Below are 20013 nucleotides of genomic sequence, written 5' to 3' on the forward strand. Positions count from 1 at the left end.
CATCCTCGTCAGGGGATACAACGGCCGTCACGCCCCGGTCGGCAGGAGGAGGCCGGCGCAGCGACACTCCCCGCTCTCCCGAGCGCGCCGAGGTCGAGCGGCCCGCCGGCACGAAGGGGCGGACGCCGGACATCCCCCTCTCCCTGTGACTTGGGCTGGACATCGACCGGCCGGTCCAAGGGAAGCGGCGGAACGATTGTCGGCGTCGCGGCCTGCGGAGGAGGCGCTTTCACCGGCGCGGCCGGTTCGGCAAGCTGGTCGATCATCGACGTCATCGCATCCGGCTTGACGGCTTCGAGCTTGGGAGCATCGCCCTCGATCAGACGGGCGAAGCCGCCTCCCATGGTTGCCAGGCGAGCATAACCCCAGGCTGGATCGGCCAGAAGACCCGGCAGGTCGGGATAAAGGCGGGGCGCGACGAGCTGACCGACGACGGCAACCGGCACCTCGAAATCGGGATATCCGCTCAGTTTCGGCTTGAGTCGCAGATCCATGGCGCCACTGGCGAGGCGGAGGCTGCCGGAACCCGACAGCTGGAGATCCCCGGCGGCGAACGTGAGATCGTCGCTCCTCGCCACGCCTTTGGCCAATTTCAGCTGGCCAGAGAGAGTATCGAAGCCGACCCTCCCCTCATCCGAGCCATAGCCAAGCTGCACCGCTCGAGCCAGCCGCCCGAGCAACGCCACGGGATCGACGCCATCGAGAACGCCGCGCGAAATCGAAAAGTCGGCAGCGCCGATGACCGATTTGAAGAGGTCCGCCAGCGTCCGCCCCTCGGCAACGACATCGGCCTCCAGGCCGAACTCACCGTCGACAGCCGTGCCGACGAGCGGCGCGAGACTCGCCAGGCGCGCGCCCTCCAAGCTCCCTTTGGCGGCGTAGACCGGGCGTCCGCCTGCCGCCCTGACCGTCACCGTCGCCTCGCCACTGCCGCCGCCGAGCGACAGCCGAGGGAGTCCGATTTCGGCGCCCTTGCCATCAAGACGGAGATCGACCGGACCGGCAGCCGCCACCAGCGGACCAGCCGAGATTCCCCCCGCCTCTATGCGCAAGTCCGCGTCGATCCCGAACGGTCGGTCGGCTTTGGATAGGGTATTGGCAACGGCTCCGGCCAATAGGGCCACGTCGATGGTGTCGCCGCTGAGGCGTCCGCTAAGTCGGCCGTGATCGCCTGAGGTCACCAGATCAAGCACACCGGCAAGGACACTATCCCCAAGCATCAGGCGCGCGTCAGCCATCGTCATGTGACCGACGCCTGCTTCGAGGCGCCCATCCAGAGAGGCGTTTGGCGGCAAGTCGCCACCTCCGAAAAGCGTCTGAAGCCGGCGGCTCGTCAGTGCAAGACTGCCATTCGCAGCAACGGCCAAGGGATCAACCGTACCGTCGAAAACGGCGGACAAGACCGGCCCGTCGAGCTTGGCCAGGATCGGCGCAGCGCCCCCCTCGATCAATCGGCGCGGCATCGCCTCGGCCTCGAAGGTGACGACACCCGACGACACCTTCCCTTGCCCGGTCAGCCGCGCCGGCTTGTCGAGGCCGGTGACCGACAGATCGGCGGCAACCCCGCTCAAGGCCGGCGATGCGAGTTCGCCGACAAACGGCACTGGCCGGAGATACCCATTGCGAAGCTGAGCGGCGCCGTCGATGGCAAGCGTAGTCGCCAGCTCTTCAGCAGAGCGCCCGTGGGCCGACATGCGGAGATCGGCTGCAAGGCGGCCAGTGAGCGGCGCGGCAACGCCCACCAACGCCGCGACGTCGGCGACCGAGACATTCTTGGCGACCAGGGACGCTGCAAGCCGTCGGCCTTCGTCCGCGGGCACCAGATCGAGCCGCCCGGACACCATGCCATCGCCCGCCGCCCCGTCGATACGCGCACCGAAACGCCGCTCGCGATCCACCGCGGTGATGCGAAGCTTGCGAAGGTCGCCACCGGAAAGAGCCACTTCTTCCAGCTTCAAATCGAGACCGGCATCAAAGGGCGCCACTCCGCCGATCGGGTCGAAACCCATGCGGGTTGCAAGCGTGGCCAGTACCACTAGGGATCCCGCCGGCAGCCGCCCAAAATCGGCATGGACATCGACGGAGGCACGCGGTTCGCCAAGATCGCACGCTGCGGACAACCGACCTGTGCTGCCAAAGAGGTTGGCGGTGGCGTCGACCATCTCGACCCGATCGGATGACAGTGTGACGGCCCCCTCGAGCTCAACCGTTCCGGAGGGACCACCCAGCGCGGCGGCGTCCGGCACCGACAGGTCGAGACGGCCAGCGAAGGCGCCTCCAGCCAGCCCCCCGTCGAGACCAAGGCTCAGCGCCGGGGCGACAAGCTCGGCCCGCGTTGCGCCCGCCGATCCCGCCTCCACCGTCAATGACAGTGGCGTCCCATTCAGCGTTGCCTTGAAGGAAAGGCGATCGGCGTCTCCCGCACGGCTCGCCGACGCCACCACCCCATCAAGATTGGCTTCCACGCCCCCCATCGACAACGCGAGCCGCCCGTCCAAAGCCTGGAAATGCCGGGCGGATGCCCGATCGGCCAGGCCGGCCAAGGCCCCGATCGCCTTGACCGGATCGCGATCGCCTTCACCGAGTGAAAGCCGAAGGACCGGGCGCTCGACCGTCACCTCGCGAAGTTCAGCCGAACCGGACAGAAAGGGCAGCGGACTGAGAGCGAGCAGAAGGCGGTCGGCATGCACGGTGCCCAGCCCGTCCGGCAACTCGATCCCGACGTCGGAGGCCACGACGCGCGGCGTCGGCAAAAGCTGCAAGTCGGCCCGACCGATCCTGACAGCCGTGCCGGTGTCCGCCTCAAACGCGGCGATCGTCGGCTCCACGAACTTGTCGAGCGGGAAAAGAGGGGCCATCGCCAGGCGCAACGCCAAGACGACCAGCACCAGTCCCGACAAGGCCGAGATGACGCGAACCATGCCTCCCCGATCCCTCGATGCCCGTTGGGCATGCACCGCGTTCCCGCTCCGGAAGCCGGTACAAGTTTATACAATACCAGTCCTTTCGGCCTTTGGCACCTTTCTCCGGCTATCCGTTGGGTGAAGCGTTCTGCCGCACTGCAAAATCGAATAAGTGCGGAGCAAAAGACTTGGCTGCACCGCGTCATTGCCCATATGCTGGCTAAGCCGCGATGGAGCGCGGCGACGCGGCAAGGGGCTTCCGATGTCCAGGACGAGGCAGGGTACCGTCATCCGGAAATACGCCAACCGCCGTCTCTACGATACGGGCACGTCCAGCTACGTCACCTTGCAGGACCTCGCCGCCATGGTCCGCGCCAATGTCGACTTCGTGGTGATCGACGCTCGAAGCGATCAGGACATTACCCACGAGGTGCTGACCCAGATCATTCTCGAGGAGGAGACGCGCGGGCCTCATCTTCTGCCCGTCAACTTCCTGCGTCAGCTCATCCGCTTCTATGGCGACGAGTTGCAGGCCATGGTGCCGGCCTTCCTCGAGTATTCCATCGGCCAGTTCGCCCGCGAACAGGGCAAGATGCGCGGCATCGCCGGCGAGGCGCTGGGCGCCCCCGCCCTCAGCGAAAAGCTGGGCGAGCAGGTCCGCCTCAACGCCGAGTCCTTCGAGAGAGCCGTTCGCGCCGCCCTTCCCGGCGAAGGCCCCGATGAACCGGCGCCCCCAGCCGAAAGCCGAGCCTCCGACATCGACGCACTGCGCGACGAGCTGGAAGCCATGCGCCGGCGGCTCGACCGGCTGGCGCCGGAAACCGAATAGACCGGTCAGGCCGGCGCGACGACAACAGGACCGCGAAGCCAGCCGTCGTCATCGAGACCATCCAGCACCGTGGTGCCCGGGCCGGCCCGCAGGCGCGGCTCCCCGATCAACCGACCCTGGAAGGCCGTAATGCCCAGCTCGGCGAGCAGGGTCGCCGAAGCTTCGTCCTGCACGAACTCGGCGACGGTGCGGATGCCGAAGTGCCCGGCCAGCGTGGTCAGCGCCCTGACGAACACGACGGCGTCGGCGTCGTGTCCGATATCGCGAATGAAGGCACCGTCGATCTTCAACCAGTCCGGCTTGATGTCGCGCAGCATCCGAAGCGAGGTATGTCCCGAGCCGAAGTCGTCGATGGCGATGCGGCAGCCGATATCGCGTACCGTGGCGACCATGTGCCGAAGGTCGTCCATGCGCGACAAGGCCGCCGTCTCCGTTATCTCGATGGTCAGACGCCTGAGCGCGTCGCCATCGCGTCGGGCACCGGCCACCAGCATGCTGAGCCAGGCCGGGTCCGCCAGCGTTTCCGGCGACACGTTGACGGAGAGCCTCAGCTCTGGCGAGGCCTGGAGGTCGGCCATCACCAGCGTCAGCGCCCGCATGTCGAGCCGACGGATGAAGCCGAGCTTTTCCGCCGCCTCCACATAGGGGCCGCCGGAGACGATCTCTTCCGATGGCAGGACCAGTCGACTGAGCGCCTCGTAGGAAATGATTGTCCGGTCTGCGGCCGAGGCGATCGGCTGGTAGGCCAGTACGAAACGGTCCTCGGCAAGCCCCCGCTGGATGGTCTCGGCGACTTCGACGTTGCGACGACGCAGCGCGTCGCGGGCAGCCGAGGGCTCATAAAGAGTGAGATGGCGGTCGACATCGCGCCGGGCGTCGCCGAGCGCCTCTTCCGCCCGGTTGGCGGCCATGGCGCCGGACAGGGCGTGGTGCGGCAGCATCACCGCACCAATGGCGACGTCGGCGCGAACGGCGGCGCCGTCGCAATCGATCGCCTCGTCACGGACGGCATCGCGGAAGCGTTCGGCGGCGATGATCAGCGCGTGCTCGTCGCAATCGTTGAGGATAGCGCCGAACTTGTGGCCCGAAAACGAACCGAACACGTCGCCCTGTCGCATACGGCGCAGGATGCGTCCACCAGCGACATCGATCACCCGATCGCCGGCCTCGTAGCCGAAGTTGGCGTTGATACGGCCAATATCGAGCACGGCAATGATCAGGAACACCGCCGAACCGCCTTCCGTCTCCAGCAGCTTCAGCCGATCATCGAGGCTTTGCAGCAGTTCGTCGCGATCGAGCCGGCGGTCCGGGCCGTAGAGACGAACCGGCGCGGCCGTTTCGGTATCCCTCGGCAGGACGCGGACGACGCCATGCGCTCCGACGGCCGGTTGCCCAGCCGGGCCATACCAACTGCCGCTCTCCTCTATGCGGATGCCCAGCGGCTTCCCGCCGCGCGGCATCAGATCGTAGACGAGCCGATAGTCGGGGCCGACGCGATCTTCCGGCAGCACGGGAGGCGGTGTCGCCGCTAGCCGCAATGTCTCCGCCTGCGGCCCGATCAGACGGTGGAGCGAACGGCCCGAGAGCGGCACCTCGTAGGCAGGCAGATCCAGCACCTCGCCGGCATTCGACGACCAGCGCAAGCGATCCTCGGCGTAGTCGTGATCGTAGGCGGCCATGCCAGCCGCCGCCATCGCCGCGCCGATGCCGCCGCCGCTGGCCGGCCTTTGTCCGTCCGATGAAACGAGATCGTCATCCATCTGCCGCCGTCCTCGCCGTTTTGGAACACCTACCGCAACACTCCCGCCACGTGAACCGCGTTTTTGTTTCGCCCGTCAGCGATCCACGCGGGAAATGAAGACGCCATCGGTTCTTTTTCCGAAACCGATCTTGCGTATTAATTCTTTCTTAACCATTCTGAAGGTCTGGCGCGCCGTTTGCTCGGCATACCTCGAGTCGAGTTGACGTGTGCCGCAACGGCACAACTTCTGAAAGGCCCGCGACCATGATCGGATCGGTAGGCTCCATCGGCGGAATCGCCGGCGGTCAAAGCCTCGAAAGGGCGCCCCGCCGCGCTTCCGGTCGTTACGTCGAAGCGGCGGAGCGCGCCTCTGCCGACAGCAACAACCAGCGGCACCTCGCCCTCATCGACCTTCACGCCGAAACCAGAAGCGAAGGCGGTCACCGCTCCACCGCGACGTCGGCGAGCAACGCCGCATCGTCCCCCTTCGTCGCCCAACTCGCCGCCCTGGGCCTTGGCGATGCCAGCACCGGCGAACGCCGCGTCCGCCGCGACGCTTCGCAAGTCGTCGCCCGCGCCGACGCGCTCTATCGCGACGGCTACCGCCGCGTCACCGACCTCGAGCCAGGCTTCTTCGGCGTCGCCGAGTACTGATCCGATATCCCCAAAAACAAAAAGGCCGGCGCAATGCACCGGCTCTTTTCAAGTCGACCCCGGCCGCCATCGACGGCCGAGCAGGTCTATCTCATCAGGCTTCCTTGGGGGCCAGGATCTGGCGACCGCGGTACATGCCGGTCTTGAGGTCGACGTGATGGGGGCGACGCAGCTCACCCGAGGTCTTGTCCTCGACGTAGGTCGGCTGCTTCAGGGCATCGGCGGACCGACGCATGCCACGCCTGGACGGCGAGGTCTTTCGCTTGGGAACTGCCATTGTCTTCTACTCCATCGCCCGCTCGGAAGAGAGAACCGCAATGGTCCACCATTCGGGCGCGCGGGCGCTCGTTCCTAAAGATGCGGCCTTATACAGACTGACGCGCCACTTTGCCAGTGCCTGCCCGGAAAAAAGTGCGTCTCTCCGTCGCAATCCCGATGGGCGGCGATCACGACTTCAGGCAGTCGACGTAAGCGCCAGACTGGCTGACGCGGCGCTCGATGATCCGCGCCAGGGTCTTCTGCGCCCGACTGGGCTTCAGAGGGTTGCGGACGGTCGGATTGGGAAGCGCTGCGGCGATCAGCGCCGCCTCTCGCCGGCTCAGCTTGGACGCCGGCTTCTTGAAGTAATATTGCGCCGCGGCCTCGACACCGTAAACATTGGGGCCGAGCTCGGCGATATTGAGGTAGATCTCCAGGGTCCGGCGCTTCGACCAGATGAGATCGGCATAAAGGGCGAGCGGGATTTCGAGGCCCTTGCGAATATAGGAACGCGACGGCCACAGGAAGACGTTCTTTACCGTCTGCATCGTGATGGTGCTCGCCCCGCGATTGGGACCGCCACTGCGGCTCAGCACCGAACGAAGCTGCTCCCAATCCACACCGTCGTGAAAGCAGAACTGGCCGTCCTCGCTCATCACCACGGCCTGCCTCATGCTCGGCGCGATGTCGTCGAGATCGACCCACTGGCGACTGTAGCCCTGAAAGGTGAGGAGGTCGCCGATCATCAGCGTCGATACCGGCCGAACGAAAATGTAGAGTGGCGTCATGACAAAGGGCATGATGACGAGCACCGCCGCCGCGACCGACAGCCGTTTGAGCCAGATCCGCCAACCAGATCGCCTCACAGCCGCCGCCCCCTCGTCGTCCGCTACCGCCTCACCCTCGGCCACAGCCTCGCTGAGATCGCTCATGCCCCACCCGCGCCTGTCCGCTTCCTCATAACCCAACCGCGCCGGGCCGGCAAACGAGGGAACGCCGTTTCCCGCCCGCCCGACAGGCCATGCCCGGCAAACGGCGCACAAGACAGCTACCCAAAGCGGCACATGCCCGCATTTTATACAGACATGCCCGAAATTTGACATGGCGCGATTTAAGGCAACATGAGACCTTCGACTTGTGAGCGCTGCTTTGTCGGTCTTCCGTCTGGATCTTCCTCCTGATCCACCGTGGCACTCCAGCTTTCCTCCCAGAACTCAGGCCGGTAACCCCGGCCTGTTTTTTTTGCGAAATCCCGCTCGGTCGGCGGACATGGAAAAGGCCGGGGATCTCTCCCCGGCCCCCGCCCCCTGCTTTATCCGTGATTAGTCGTCGCCCATGGCAACCAGCGTCGCATTGCCACCAGCCGCCGCCGTGTTGATCGACACCACCTGTTCCAGGGCAAACCGGGTGAGGTAGTTGGGACCCCCCGCCTTGGGGCCGGTTCCCGACAGACCAGAGCCACCGAACGGCTGGGAGCCGACCACCGCGCCGATCATGTTCCGGTTGACGTAGACGTTGCCGACCGGAAGTCGCTCGACGATGCGCTTCACCGTCGCCTCGATGCGCGAGTGAATGCCCAAGGTCAGGCCGTAGCCGCTCGCCGCGATATCCTCGATGATCTTGTCGAGGTCCTTCGCCTTGTAGCGGACGACATGCAACACCGGACCGAACACCTCGCGATCCAGAGCCGCCGCTTCGGGCAGTTCGATGATCGTCGGCGCGAAGTAGGTTCCCCCGGCCAGCGCTCCGTCCGGCACGTCACCCGACAACAGCACGCTGCCCTTGCCCTGCCATGCCGCCACATGAACGGCGAGCTTCTCCACCTGCTCGCGATCGATGATCGGCCCAACGTCGGTATCCGGCCGTCGCGGATCGCCGACCTTGAGTTCGGCCGCAGCGCCCTTGACGAGGTCGATCATGTGGTCGGCGACATCATCCTGGACGAAAAGCAACCGCAGCGCCGAGCAGCGCTGGCCAGCGGAGCGGAAGGCCGAGGTGATGACGTCGTCGGTCACTTGCTCACCCAGCGCGGTGGCGTCGACGATCATGGCATTGAGCCCACCGGTCTCGGCGATCAACGGTACGATCGGCCCGCGTTTGGCTGCCAGCGCCCTGTTGATGGCGAAGGCGGTATCGGTCGAACCGGTGAAGGCGACACCGGCGATGCGCGGGTCGGCGGTCAGCGCGGCTCCGGCCGTTCCGTCGCCGACCAGAAGGGCTAGCGCCGAAACCGGCACCCCCGCCTCGTGCAGCAACCGCACTGCCATGGCTCCGGTGAGCGGGGTCTGCTCGGCGGGCTTCGCCACCACGGCATTACCGGCGGCGAGCGCTGCGACCGTCTGCCCCATGAAGATGGCAAGCGGGAAGTTCCACGGCGCGATGGCCGCAAACACGCCCCGGCCACGGTAGGCCAGTCGGTTCTCCTCGCCGGTCGGCCCGGGCATGGCAATGGGCGAGGCAAACAGTCGTCGGGCCTCGGCCGCGTAATAACGGCAGAAATCGACCGCCTCGCGCACCTCGGCGATGCCATCGGCCAGCGTCTTGCCGGCTTCGAGGCCGAGCACGGCAAGGAAGGCGGGAAGCCGATCCTCGAGAAGATCGGCCACCCGTTCGAGCGCCGAGGCGCGGATCTCGACAGGCGTTTCGGACCACTGCCGGAAGCCGGCGGAAGTCGAAGCAACTGCCTTCGCGGCGATCTGGGCATCGGCATCGAGAGCTTTGCCAATCTCCGTCTTGCCATCCACCGGCGACAGGAGGGCGCGCGGCGAACCGGCAACATCGGCGCCATCTATGATCGAGGCGGCGGTGCCGAAGTCGCTCCCTGCCGCCGCGATGGCCGCCAGCAACGGCTCGAGCGCCTGTTCGTCGGCCAGTTCCACCCCGCGCGAGTTGCGGCGGGCACCGAACAGATCGGCAGGCAGCGGAATGCGGGCGTGACGGGCGCGATCGCCGCCATCCAGCACGTCGGCGGGACGCTTCAGCAAGGTCGAGATCTCCACTTTGGTGTCGCCGACGGCAGCGACGAAGGATGAGTTGGCGCCGTTCTCCAGGAGTCGGCGAACGAGATAGGCGAGAAGGTCCTTGTGGCCGCCGACGGGCGCGTAGATGCGGCAGGGCTGGCCGCCCTTCTCGGTTACTTCGCGGTAGAGCGTGTCGCCCATGCCGTGCAGGCGCTGGAACTCGAAATGACGATCGGCACCGGCGATCTCCGACACCTCGGCCACCGTCAGGGCATTGTGCGTCGCGAACTGCGGATAGAGTCCCGGGCGGGCGCGCAGCAGCTTGTCGGCGCAAACGAGATAGGAAAGGTCCGTCGAAGCCTTGCGGGTGAAGAGCGGATAGTCGTCAAGACCCCGCTCCTGCCCCCGCTTCATCTCGGTGTCCCAATAGGCCCCCTTGACGAGACGCACCATGAACCGGCGGTTCAGGCTCCCGGCGAGGTCGATCATGTAGTCGATCACCGCCGGCGCCCGCTTCTGGTAGGCCTGCACGGCAAGCCCGAAGCCGTCCCAGCCGGCCAGAGACGGATCGGCGGCAACGGCGGCGATGACGTCGAGCGACAGCTTCAGCCGATCCGCCTCCTCTGCATCGACCGTCAGGTTGAGATCGTGAGCCTTCGCCGCCCGCGACAGCTCCAGAAGCTTCGGCACCAGTTCGGCCATCACGCGCTCGGCGTTCAGCGCCTCGTAGCGCGGATGCAGCGCCGACAGCTTCACCGAAATGCCCGGCCGGGCCGGCAGCGCCTCGGAACCGGCAGAGCGGCCGATCGCCTCGATCGCCTTGCTATAGTCGGCAAAGTAGCGGGTCGCGTCCGCTGCCGTGCGGGCGCCCTCGCCCAGCATGTCATAGGAATGGCGATAGCCTTTGCCGGCCAGACCACGAGCACGTGACAGGGCCGCCTCGATCGAGGTGCCCAGCACGAACTGATGCCCCATGATCTTCATCGCCTGCCGCGTGGCAGCGCGCACCGGCGGCATGCCCAGCCGCTTGACGAGACCGGTGATGACGTTCTCCGGCGTCTCGCCGGGCTGCAGCACCCGCGTCGTGACGCCGAGAGCCCAACCGGAGGCGGCCACCAGCCAGGGATCCTCGCCCTTGCCGTGGAAGCCAAAGGCGGCCGAGGCCAGCTTGTCCTCGATCAGCTTGTCGGCGGTGGCGCCATCGGGCACACGCAGCAGCGCTTCGGCCATTACCATGATGGCGAGGCCCTCGCGCGTCGTCAGCGAGTAGGCCTTCAGAAAGTCCTCGACACCGCCGATCGCCGACTTGCCATCGCGAATGGCGGTGATGAGATGGCTGGCATGCGCATCAACACGCGCCCGCGCCTCGGGACTCTCGGGTCGCGCTGCCAGGAGACGCCGGACCACCTCCGCTTCGTCTTCCGCATAGGGCGACGAGAAACACGGAGCCCGGTGGGGCTCGGAAAGAACTGCAGACATCTGATCTCCGGAAGGTTGCCACCTTGAAACGGCGGCTTTTGTTTATATTCCGCAGGATAGCAGCAGGCTTTCGGTGACACTCTCCTTATTGAGGTATAGAATCCGGACTATTCGCGGAATGAACCGTTTGTTACCGTGAAACTTGCGGATCGATCGGGCTTAGGGGCTTGCAATGGCGACAGCAGGGGCTGACCGTTCTCATCGTAGCCAGGATATTCCCGGGCTCGACCGTATCGACCGCCGAATTCTCGCAGCGCTTCAGGAAGACGGCCGGATCACCAACCTGGAACTGGCCGAAAAGATAGGCATGTCTGCGACGGCCACCGCCGAACGCGTCAAACGACTGTCACGCGACGGATTCATTCTCGGCTATACAGCACGCCTCGACCCCCTCCATCTTCAACGTGGCCTGCTGGTCTTCGTCGAGATCAAGCTCGACCGCATGAATCCCGAGGTGTTCACCACCTTCGCCGCCGCCGTCAAGAAAGCGCCGGAGGTGCTCGAGTGCCATCTGATCGCCGGCGGCTTCGATTACCTTGTCAAGGCCCGTGTCCGCGACATGGAGGCCTACCGCGAGTTCCTGTCCGAGGTACTGATGACGCTACCGGGCGTGCGGGAAACGCACACCTACCCGGTGATGGAAGAGGTGAAGAACACCACCGTCCTGCCGATATGATACGTTTTCACTGCCTTGACCGGAGAGAGAGGCCGGCGCTACCACAGCGACCGCCTCTTGACCGATCGGAGCACCGATGACCGTCGCCTTCGAAACTGCCCTTTCCGACTTCGCTTCCAAGCTGGAGGCCGGTCTCGCGGTACGTCTCGAACCGGCTCCCTGGCCCGGCGAGCTCGCCCGGCCAGCCCGTCTCCTTGCGGCCATGCGACACGCCGTGCTTGCCGGCGGCAAACGCCTCAGGCCCTTCCTGCTCAGCGAGATCGCCCGCCTTCTCAATCCCGACCTGACCGTGGAGGCCCTGATGCCGGCGGCAGCGGCCGTCGAGTGCCTGCACTGCTATTCCCTGGTCCATGACGACCTGCCGGCCATGGACGACGATACGCTGCGGCGTGGCCGCCCAACCGTGCATGTCGCCTATGACGAAGCAACGGCGATTCTCGCCGGCGACGCTCTCCTGACGCTGGCCTTCGACCTGCTGGCCGACAGCGCCTGCCATGCCAATCCGGCAGTGCGCGCGGCCCTTGTGCTCGATCTCGCCCGCGCCGGCGGTCTCGGCGGGATGGTCGGCGGCCAGATGCTGGATCTGGCAGCCGAAGGGCGCTTCGGGGAGGGGGCCACCCCCGACGAAGCCGACATTCGCAAGCTGCAGGCCATGAAGACCGGCGCGCTGATCCGCGCCGCGACGGTGATGGGGGCTCGGCTCGGCGGTGCCACGGAAGACGAAGTGCGCCGCTTCGCGCGCTTCGGCGAGATACTCGGCCTCGCCTTCCAGCTCGCCGACGATCTTCTCGACGTCACCGCCACACAAAGCGAGATGGGCAAGGCCGTCGCCAAGGACGCCGCCCACGGCAAGGGCACGCTGGTGGCCCGTCTCGGCATCGATGCGGTTCGCGCCGAGCTCGAGCGTCTCGTCGCCGAGGCGACGGACCTGCTCACCCCATGGGGCGCGCGGTCCGAAACGCTGGCCGCCGCCGCTCGCTTCGTCGCCGAGAGGCGGCGCTAGACCTGGCGCCTTACTCTGCCGCCGGCTTGCGATTGGCGCCGTCGCCGAACCGCTGCTCGATATAGTCGAGCACCAGAGACTGAAAATCGCGGGCGATGGATGGGCCACGTAGCGTTGCCGCTTTCTGCCCGTCGATGAACACCGGCGCCGCCGGGTTCTCACCGGTGCCCGGAAGGGAAATACCGATGTCGGCGTGCTTGGATTCGCCCGGCCCATTGACGATGCAGCCCATCACCGCCACCTGCAGCGCCTCGACGCCGGGGTAGCGCTGGCGCCACTCCGGCATGGCGTCGCGGATCTGGTCTTGAATGGTCTTGGCAAGTTCCTGGAACACCGTGGACGTGGTGCGGCCGCATCCGGGACAGGCGGCGACGATCGGAACGAAGCTACGGAATCCCATGACCTGAAGGAGTTCCTGGGCGACCACCACTTCGCGCGTGCGATCGCCACCGGGTTCCGGCGTCAGAGATACGCGGATGGTATCGCCGATGCCATGCTGCAGCAGGTAGCCCATCGAGGCCGACGAGGCCACGACGCCCTTGGTGCCCATGCCGGCCTCGGTGAGGCCGAGATGCAGCGCATAGTCGCCGCGCGAGGCCAGTTCTCCATAAACGGCGATGAGGTCCTGTACCTGGCTGACCTTGGCCGACAGAACGATCCGATCACGGGGCAGGCCGATCTCCTCGGCGCGGGCGGCCGACAGCAGGGCCGATTGCACCATGGCCTCGCGCATCACTTCCTGCGCGGTCATAGGCGAGCCCTTCGCCTTGTTCTCGTCCATCAGGCGCGTCGCCAACTCCTGGTCGAGCGAGCCCCAGTTGACGCCGATCCGCACCGCCTTGCCGTTGCGGGCGGCGATCTCGACGATGTCGCTGAAGTGCCGGTCGCGCTTGGCGCGGACACCGACGTTGCCGGGGTTGATGCGGTATTTGGCAAGCGCCTCGGCACAAGCCGGAAAATCGGCGAGGAGCCGATGACCGATGAAGTGGAAATCACCGATCAGCGGGACGTCGACACCGACGCGATCGAGCCGCTCGCGGATGCGCGGCACGGCGGCGGCGCTCTCGTCGCGGTCGACGGTGATGCGCACGAGTTCGGAGCCGGCCCGCGCGAGCGCCATCACCTGCGCCACCGTGGCGTCGACGTCAGCGGTGTCGGTGTTGGTCATGGACTGCACGACCACCGGCGCATCGCCACCGATGGTCACCTTGCCGACGACGACGGGAACCGAGCGGCGGCGCGGCGCCGGACCGAACGAACTGGGCATGCAATCCTCAACTGTGGCTGTGCGAGTGGTCGTGATGGCGTTCGCCCGACTGGCAGGCGGCACAGAGGCCGCGAATTTCCAGGACCGACGCCGATGGCGCGAAGCCTTCGGCCGCCGCGATGCGGGAGAGCAAGCCGCCGAGTTCGGCCGGTTCCGCCTCGGTCGCCGATCCGCAGCCCTCGCAGAGCAGGAAAACCAGCGGCGCCTCAGGGGCGGACGTGGCATGCCCATGCTCCTCGATGCAGGCGAGGAAGGCATTGCGGCTCTCGATCCGATGGGCAAACCGATGGGCCACCAGGAAATCGAGGGCGCGATAAACCGAAATCGGGCTCGGCCGCCGCGCCGTCTCGGCGATGCGATCCATGATCTCGTAGGCCGATACCGGCGCGTGGCTTTCCAGCATCGCCTCCAGCACCTGTCGACGCTGTTCGGTGAGACGCAACCCCTCATCGCGGCAGCGTTCCTCGGCGCGCGCGACGGCGCGGCTGCGGCAGGCTTGATGGTCGTGGTCGGAATCGTCGAGCAAGGTTCTCTCCAAGCGTCAGGGACAGTATATAGTCGGCCACGTCCTCCGGAGAAAGACTGATTGTCGTTCTGACCGGATCGTCTTTGCCAGCCAGAGGCCAGCCATGCGCTTTCCAGCCGTCGACCGCAGCATCCTCATCACCGGCGCCTCCTCGGGCATCGGCCTTGCCGCCGCGACCATCCTGGCCGGGCGCGGCTGGCGGGTGTTTGCGACGGTGCGCCGCGACGAGGACCGGCAGAGGCTCGCCCACATTGCCGGCGTCACGCCGCTTCTCATGGATTATGCCGATCCCGCCTCGATCGCCGCCACCGCCGACGCGGTGCTCGAAGCGACCGGCGGCCGGCTTGGCGCCCTCTACAACAATGGCGCCTATGGCCAGCCCGGCGCTCTCGAAGATCTCTCGACCGAGGTGCTGCGACATGTCTTCGAGGTCAACGTGCTCGGCTGGCACGACCTCACCCGCCGCCTCATCCCGGCCATGCGCCAGGCCGGTGCCGGGCGCATCGTCATGTGCTCGTCGATCCTCGGTTTCCTGTCGATGCCTTATCGTGGCGCCTACAACGCTTCCAAGCACGCCATCGAGGGGCTTGCCGACAGTTGGCGGCTGGAACTGATCGATGCCGGCATCCACGTTGCAACCATCCAGCCGGGACCGATCGCCACCAACTTCTCCTCGACGGCCATGAAAAAGTTCCACGACAACGTCGACGTCGAGGGATCCGCCAATGCCGAAGGCTACCGGCAGCGCCTCGCCGACATGCAGCGCCCGCCCGAGGCATCCTTCTTCCGCAAACCGCCCGAGGCCGTGGTGGATTGCCTCGTCCACGCCTGCGAATCAGAGCGGCCGCGCCCCTACTACCGGGTGACCTGGCTCACCAAGGGCGCCGCCATCGCCAAACATCTCCTTCCTGCTTCCTGGTTCGTCGGCTTACTGCACCGCGCCGCCAAGGCGGGTAATTGATCAATGAAGGCAAAGATTTGGCAAGCCGATAGGTCGGACGAAACCTGCGCGAGGCATTGCCTGCGAAACGGGCGGAAAACCTTGGCTTTCAGCTTCACATCAGCGACATCATCGGCGTAGAGTATCCCTTGCGTGGGGTGGGATTGGATGCCTGCCTCGGTGAAGGAGAGCGTGAGGTGACGATCGCCGTCTCGCCGGACGCACACCCGGCGCTGGTGTTGAACGCGGACTACCGCCCGCTGAGTTATTTCCCCTTGTCGCTCTGGTCCTGGCAGGATGCGATCAAGGCGGTCTTCCTCGACCGGGTCAATATCGTTTCCGAATACGACGTGCTGGTGCGCAGCCCGAGCTTCGAGTTCCACCTGCCATCGGTCGTTTCGCTGAAAACATTTGTCAAGCCGTCGCGCCAGCCGGCTTTCACTCGATTCAACGTCTTTCTGCGCGACCGCTTCGAGTGCCAGTACTGCGGCAGCCGCGAGGACCTGACCTTCGACCACCTGATCCCGCGCTCCAAGGGCGGCCAGACCACGTGGGAAAACGTCGTCGCCGCCTGCTCGCCCTGCAACCTCAAGAAGGCCGACAAGACGGTATCGGAAGTGGGCATGACGCTCTCCGGCAAGCCGTTCGCCCCCACCGTGCACGACCTTCACAACAACGGCCGACTGTTTCCGCCCAACCACCTTCATGAGAGCTGGCTGGACTTTCTCTACTGGGATGTCGAACTCGACCCCTGAAACAAGCGGCCAGAGCATTCGCTGGAGCAGCCGCTTTTCGATCAGGTTGATTCTACCTGATCGGCGGGTGCTCTAGGCCCTCAACTGCCCGACGGCCTGTCGTTCCCGGGAGATTCGGCGCAGAATTTCCGACCGGACCGTCGGCGCGCCAAAATAGTATCCTTGCAACTCGTGGCAGCCGGCCTGCTTCAGAGCTTCGGCCTCCTCTGCCATCTCGATGCCTTCGGCCGTCACCTCGGCACCCAGCGTTTCCGCCAGGGCAACCGCCGCCTGGACGAGGCTCTGCGACGCCGGATCGCGGATGACGTCGATCACCACGGACCGATCGATCTTCACCTTGTCGAAGGCAAACCGGCGCAGATAGGCCACCGACGAGAAGCCGGTACCGAAATCGTCGAGCGCCACTGACACGCCGAGCGCATGCAAGGCCTCGACGCTCCGGCGCGCCCTCTCCGGCTCGGAGGCGAGGAAGCTTTCGGTAATGTCGAGCTCGAGCCGTTCCGGAGACATTCCCGCCGCCTTCAGAATGGTTCCGAGAGCATCTGGGAAGCCGGGGTCACGGAACTGAGCGGCAAACACGTTGACGACCATCTTGAGGTCGCCGAAGGCACGGGCATCGCGGGCGACTCGGCGCAACACATAAGTGCCGATCAGGTCGCTCATCCCCGCTTCCTCGGCGACGGCAAGGAACACCACCGGGCTGACCGGGCCGGCAGGACGGATCCAGCGAACCAGCGCCTCGACGGCGGAGATGCCGCCGGTCTTCGCCGAGACGACCGGCTGATAATGCACCTGGAGGCCATCGTTCGCCACCGCCTCGCGCAGTTCGGCCGCCAGAGCCGCCCGTGCCTGACGATCGGCATCCATGTCGGCGCTGTAGAGGTCGACACGGTTCTTGCCACCAGCCTTGGCGACATACATGGCAACGTCGGCCCGCCGCACCAACTCGCCAGGGGTGAGCTCGCCTTCGATATCCGCGGCGACGCCGACCGAGCAGCCGACCTTCACCATGCGCCCCTCGAAATCGAACGCCTCATCGAGAAATTCGACAAAGCTGTCGCCGAGGGCGCGCGCCCGTTCGATTGCCTGCCCCCCTTCGACAACCACGGCAAACTCGTCGCCGCCGAGCCGCGCCAGTACCCCGTTGTCGCCAACCAGAGTACGGAAACCCGCCGCTGTCGCCCGGATCAGCCGGTCACCGACGTCGTGGCCATAGGTGTCGTTCACCTCCTTGAAACCGTCCAGGTCAGCGAACAAGACGGCGATCGGATGGCTCGGCCCCGCGTAGGCGGCGGCGAGCCGCTGATTGAAGGAGGCGCGGTTCGGCAAGCCGGACAGAGGGTCGTGGCTCGCCGCGTGACGAGCCGTCGTTTCGTCCTGGCGAAGGCCGCTCATCATCTTCCAGATGGTTACGACCAGCACGCCCATCACCACGAACAACAGGAAAAGCACCGCAAGCACCGGCAGGCGGGCGCGTTCCATTGCCTCGGTACCGGAAACGCGCGGTTCCCAGCCGATTGATCCGAGGACAACCCCCGACGCCGAGACCAGGGGCACGACATCCTCCCCGACAATCGCCGGGCCGAAAATCAGATGTCGAACGCCGAGCGCGTCGGCCATGGCCACGAACTGGGCCTCGGTCATTGAGCGACCGACGAGAAGGTAGTGTGGAGAAGCGGCCGACGACGAAGCCCCGGCGCGAGCCTCGATTTCATGCAGCCCGACCACGAGCGGGCCAAGACGCGACTGGATGAAGCCGGACGTCGGCCGACCCACGTTCTGGCTCGCGATGGCAACCAGAGCGGCGACATCGGCCCGGCTGATCCCGATCCCGTCCGGCCCGACCATTCGTCCCGCATGATAGGTGCGTACCGGTATGCCCTCGGCATCGACAATCGACAACGTATCGAAAACACGACCATCCATGACGGGGAGAACGGCGTCGTCGCTCAGAAGGCCGGGATTCCCTTCAGACAGGGCACCGGCGTTCCAGACGGCGAACTCGGTGGCGGCAAGGCCCATCCGGGTCTGCGCATCGTCCTTGAGAACATCGACCACGCGCGCAACGCCACGCCGGTCGATGTCGTTCACCTCCGCCGCCATGCGCGCCATGGCGAGATAAACCACCGCGGCAGCGGCAAGCGCCGTCAACGCGGTCGGTACGACCACGCCAAAGACAAACTCCATCCAGCGACGATTGGCGAAAAACAAGGCAACGATCCGTCGGTTCTATCTTGCGAAGATTAGCGCGATACCGTTAAAGGCTCGCAAACTGATCCGGCATCCTCAGGGAAAACACAGATCCGCTCGATCGCCTTCGGAAGGCGATGCGGAAATGCCGGGAAAGCCGGGGAAATAATGCCGAACCGCACCCGCGCGACCATGGTAGGCCTCACCGCAATCCTCATGTGGTCGACGCTCGGCGTCTTTACGGGCGGTTCGGGAGCCGTGCCGCCCTTCCTCCTGAACGCCTTCTGTTTGGGGCTTTCCGGCTCGATCGCCATCATTTGGCTGATTGCCAGGGGGCACACCGTCGTTTTGAAACAACCCCTCAGGGTTTGGATCGTGGGAACCCTCGGGCTCTTCGGCTACCACGCCCTCTACTTTACGGCCCTGCGTACGGCGCCGCTGGTCGAGGCGGGTCTCATCAACTATCTCTGGCCACTCCTGATCGTACTCTTCTCGGGCCTTCTGCCTGGCGAGCGGCTCCGCCCCCATCACTTCGCCGGCGTGGTCCTGGGCTTTCTCGGCGCGGCGCTTCTGGTGACGGCCGGCCACTCCCTGGCACTCGACGGCGGATACGCCTTCGGATACCTCGCCGCGTTCCTCGCCGCCGTTGTCTGGGCCAGTTATTCGGTCATCTCGCGCCGCTTCGCCAGCGTCCCTTCGGAAGCCGTCGCCGGCTTCTGCCTTGCCGCCGCCGTCCTGAGCCTTCTCTGCCACGCCGCTTTCGAGGAAACGATCCTGCCGTCGTCAGCCATGGAGTGGTCGATGGTGGCGCTGCTCGGCGCCTTCCCGGTCGGCCTTGCCTTTTTCGTCTGGGACCATGGCGTCAAGCATGGAAACATCCAGCTCATCGGCACCGCCGCCTACGCGACGCCGGTGCTGTCGACCCTGCTTCTCACGCTCACCGGCTACGGAATGCTGGGTTTGACGACCGCGATTGCCTGCGTTCTCGTCACTCTCGGCGCCATCGTCGCGGCCTGGGACTCGCTGCCCTTCCGGCAGTGGGTCGCCAAGCGAGCCGTCACCTGAAAGAATCCTTCCGCTTGCGCAACTCGGCGAACACGTCAACGGCAGGCCGCCCGGACAATCCCAGTCTTTCTGCCAGCCGGGGATCGCCAGCTCTCAGGAATGGATTGGTAAGAAGCTCCCGACCGAGCGTCACGGGCACCGTCGGACGGCCTGCGGCGCGAAGCGCTTCCACGTCAGCGAGCCGTTCGACAAGCGCCGTGTTGTCGGGATCGACCGCCAGCGCGAAACGACCGTTCGACGCCGTGTACTCGTGACCAGGATAGATGGCCGTTTCCGTCGGCAGCGCCGCGAGACGAAGAAGAGAGTCCCACATGTCGGCCGCGCTGCCCTCGAACAGGCGACCGCAACCGAGAGAAAACAGCGTATCGCCGGAAAACAGCGCCCGCGCTTCGGGCGCATGGTAGGCGATATGACCGAGCGTATGTCCGGGGGTGGCGATCACCCGGAAATCGAGCGGACCGATGGAGAAGATCTCGCCGTCTGCCATCGCCCGGTCGAGCGGCGGCAGGCGATGGACATCGGCAACCGCGCCAACGAGCTGCGCGCCGGTGCGTTCGACGATCGCAGCGACGCCTTCGATATGGTCGTGATGATGGTGGGTTAGGAGAAGAGCGTCGAGCCGGCCGCCCGACGCTTCGACGGCCTTGAGGATCGGCGCCGCCTCCGGGGCATCGATCACCACTGCGGCACCGCTTTCCTCGTCGCGGAGAAGATAGGCGTAGTTGTCGCTGAGACAGGCGATGACGTCGATCTTCGGAACCATCGGG

At 65.8% G+C, this 20013-nt stretch carries 16 protein-coding genes; 7 read left to right on the plus strand and 9 right to left on the minus strand.

Features of this window, described 5'->3' with window-relative positions:
• Positions 1 to 8: 8 nt before the first annotated feature.
• Positions 9 to 2921 carry an AsmA-like C-terminal region-containing protein gene (locus M4J40_RS02875; RefSeq protein WP_251751953.1) on the minus strand — a complete coding sequence of 971 codons (2913 nt, stop codon included), beginning with the start codon at positions 2919 to 2921 and terminating at the stop codon, positions 9 to 11.
• A 244-nt stretch (positions 2922 to 3165) separates the two neighbouring features.
• On the opposite strand from M4J40_RS02875, the gene phaR reads away from it, so the two are divergent.
• Positions 3166 to 3732 carry a polyhydroxyalkanoate synthesis repressor PhaR gene (gene phaR, locus M4J40_RS02880; protein ID WP_251751954.1) on the plus strand — a complete coding sequence of 189 codons (567 nt, stop codon included), beginning with the start codon at positions 3166 to 3168 and terminating at the stop codon, positions 3730 to 3732.
• Positions 3733 to 3737: 5 nt separating this feature from the next.
• Here the strand turns inward: phaR and M4J40_RS02885 are convergent, their stop codons facing one another.
• A complete protein-coding gene (locus M4J40_RS02885; RefSeq protein ID WP_251751955.1) occupies positions 3738 to 5492 on the minus strand; it encodes an EAL domain-containing protein in 1755 nt (584 codons plus the stop codon).
• 245 nt (positions 5493 to 5737) lie between these two features.
• Between M4J40_RS02885 and M4J40_RS02890 the strand changes: the two genes are divergently transcribed.
• Positions 5738 to 6127: a hypothetical protein gene (locus M4J40_RS02890; protein ID WP_251751956.1), complete on the plus strand. Its 390-nt coding sequence runs from the start codon at positions 5738 to 5740 to the stop codon at positions 6125 to 6127.
• 94 nt (positions 6128 to 6221) lie between these two features.
• Here M4J40_RS02890 and rpmF read toward each other — a convergent pair whose 3' ends face one another.
• The 3 genes from rpmF to putA form a co-directional block, all read right to left on the minus strand.
• On the minus strand, positions 6222 to 6404 hold the full coding sequence (gene rpmF, locus M4J40_RS02895) for a 50S ribosomal protein L32 (protein ID WP_251729113.1): 183 nt from the start codon (positions 6402 to 6404) through the stop codon (positions 6222 to 6224).
• Between the two features lie 169 nt (positions 6405 to 6573).
• On the minus strand, positions 6574 to 7317 hold the full coding sequence (mtgA, locus tag M4J40_RS02900; protein WP_251751958.1) for a monofunctional biosynthetic peptidoglycan transglycosylase: 744 nt from the start codon (positions 7315 to 7317) through the stop codon (positions 6574 to 6576).
• 390 nt (positions 7318 to 7707) lie between these two features.
• A complete protein-coding gene (gene putA, locus M4J40_RS02905; RefSeq protein ID WP_251751959.1) occupies positions 7708 to 10824 on the minus strand; it encodes a bifunctional proline dehydrogenase/L-glutamate gamma-semialdehyde dehydrogenase PutA in 3117 nt (1038 codons plus the stop codon).
• A gap of 172 nt (positions 10825 to 10996) precedes the next feature.
• On the opposite strand from putA, the gene M4J40_RS02910 reads away from it, so the two are divergent.
• Together M4J40_RS02910 and M4J40_RS02915 are read left to right on the plus strand one after the other, a co-directional pair.
• Entirely contained in the window at positions 10997 to 11500 is a 504-nt protein-coding gene (locus M4J40_RS02910; protein ID WP_251751961.1) for an Lrp/AsnC ligand binding domain-containing protein, read from the plus strand.
• 76 nt (positions 11501 to 11576) lie between these two features.
• A complete protein-coding gene (locus M4J40_RS02915; RefSeq protein WP_251751964.1) occupies positions 11577 to 12503 on the plus strand; it encodes a polyprenyl synthetase family protein in 927 nt (308 codons plus the stop codon).
• A gap of 10 nt (positions 12504 to 12513) precedes the next feature.
• Here the strand turns inward: M4J40_RS02915 and ispG are convergent, their stop codons facing one another.
• Both ispG and M4J40_RS02925 read right to left on the minus strand, forming a co-directional pair.
• On the minus strand, positions 12514 to 13770 hold the full coding sequence (gene ispG / locus M4J40_RS02920) for a flavodoxin-dependent (E)-4-hydroxy-3-methylbut-2-enyl-diphosphate synthase (protein ID WP_251751965.1): 1257 nt from the start codon (positions 13768 to 13770) through the stop codon (positions 12514 to 12516).
• Between the two features lie 7 nt (positions 13771 to 13777).
• Positions 13778 to 14296 carry a Fur family transcriptional regulator gene (locus tag M4J40_RS02925; RefSeq protein ID WP_251751967.1) on the minus strand — a complete coding sequence of 173 codons (519 nt, stop codon included), beginning with the start codon at positions 14294 to 14296 and terminating at the stop codon, positions 13778 to 13780.
• A 103-nt stretch (positions 14297 to 14399) separates the two neighbouring features.
• Between M4J40_RS02925 and M4J40_RS02930 the strand changes: the two genes are divergently transcribed.
• Positions 14400 to 15257 carry an SDR family NAD(P)-dependent oxidoreductase gene (locus tag M4J40_RS02930; protein WP_251751969.1) on the plus strand — a complete coding sequence of 286 codons (858 nt, stop codon included), beginning with the start codon at positions 14400 to 14402 and terminating at the stop codon, positions 15255 to 15257.
• A 176-nt stretch (positions 15258 to 15433) separates the two neighbouring features.
• Positions 15434 to 15991 carry an HNH endonuclease gene (locus M4J40_RS02935; RefSeq protein ID WP_251751971.1) on the plus strand — a complete coding sequence of 186 codons (558 nt, stop codon included), beginning with the start codon at positions 15434 to 15436 and terminating at the stop codon, positions 15989 to 15991.
• Positions 15992 to 16063: 72 nt separating this feature from the next.
• On the opposite strand, the gene M4J40_RS02940 is transcribed toward M4J40_RS02935, so the two are convergent.
• Complete coding sequence (locus M4J40_RS02940) at positions 16064 to 18202, minus strand: bifunctional diguanylate cyclase/phosphodiesterase (RefSeq protein ID WP_251751973.1); 2139 nt, start codon at positions 18200 to 18202, stop codon at positions 16064 to 16066.
• Between the two features lie 147 nt (positions 18203 to 18349).
• Here M4J40_RS02940 and M4J40_RS02945 point away from each other — a divergent pair, with 147 nt between their 5' ends.
• Positions 18350 to 19246 (plus strand): DMT family transporter, encoded by an 897-nt coding sequence (locus M4J40_RS02945; RefSeq protein WP_251751975.1) that lies wholly within the window; start codon positions 18350 to 18352, stop codon positions 19244 to 19246.
• Here M4J40_RS02945 and gloB read toward each other — a convergent pair.
• Positions 19239 to 20009: a hydroxyacylglutathione hydrolase gene (gene gloB / locus M4J40_RS02950; RefSeq protein ID WP_251751977.1), complete on the minus strand. Its 771-nt coding sequence runs from the start codon at positions 20007 to 20009 to the stop codon at positions 19239 to 19241. The two genes, M4J40_RS02945 and gloB, sit on opposite strands and share 8 nt — an antisense overlap.
• Positions 20010 to 20013 lie beyond the last annotated feature (4 nt).

Source organism: Pleomorphomonas sp. JP5 (assembly GCF_023721815.1).
Classification (GTDB): domain Bacteria; phylum Pseudomonadota; class Alphaproteobacteria; order Rhizobiales; family Pleomorphomonadaceae; genus Pleomorphomonas.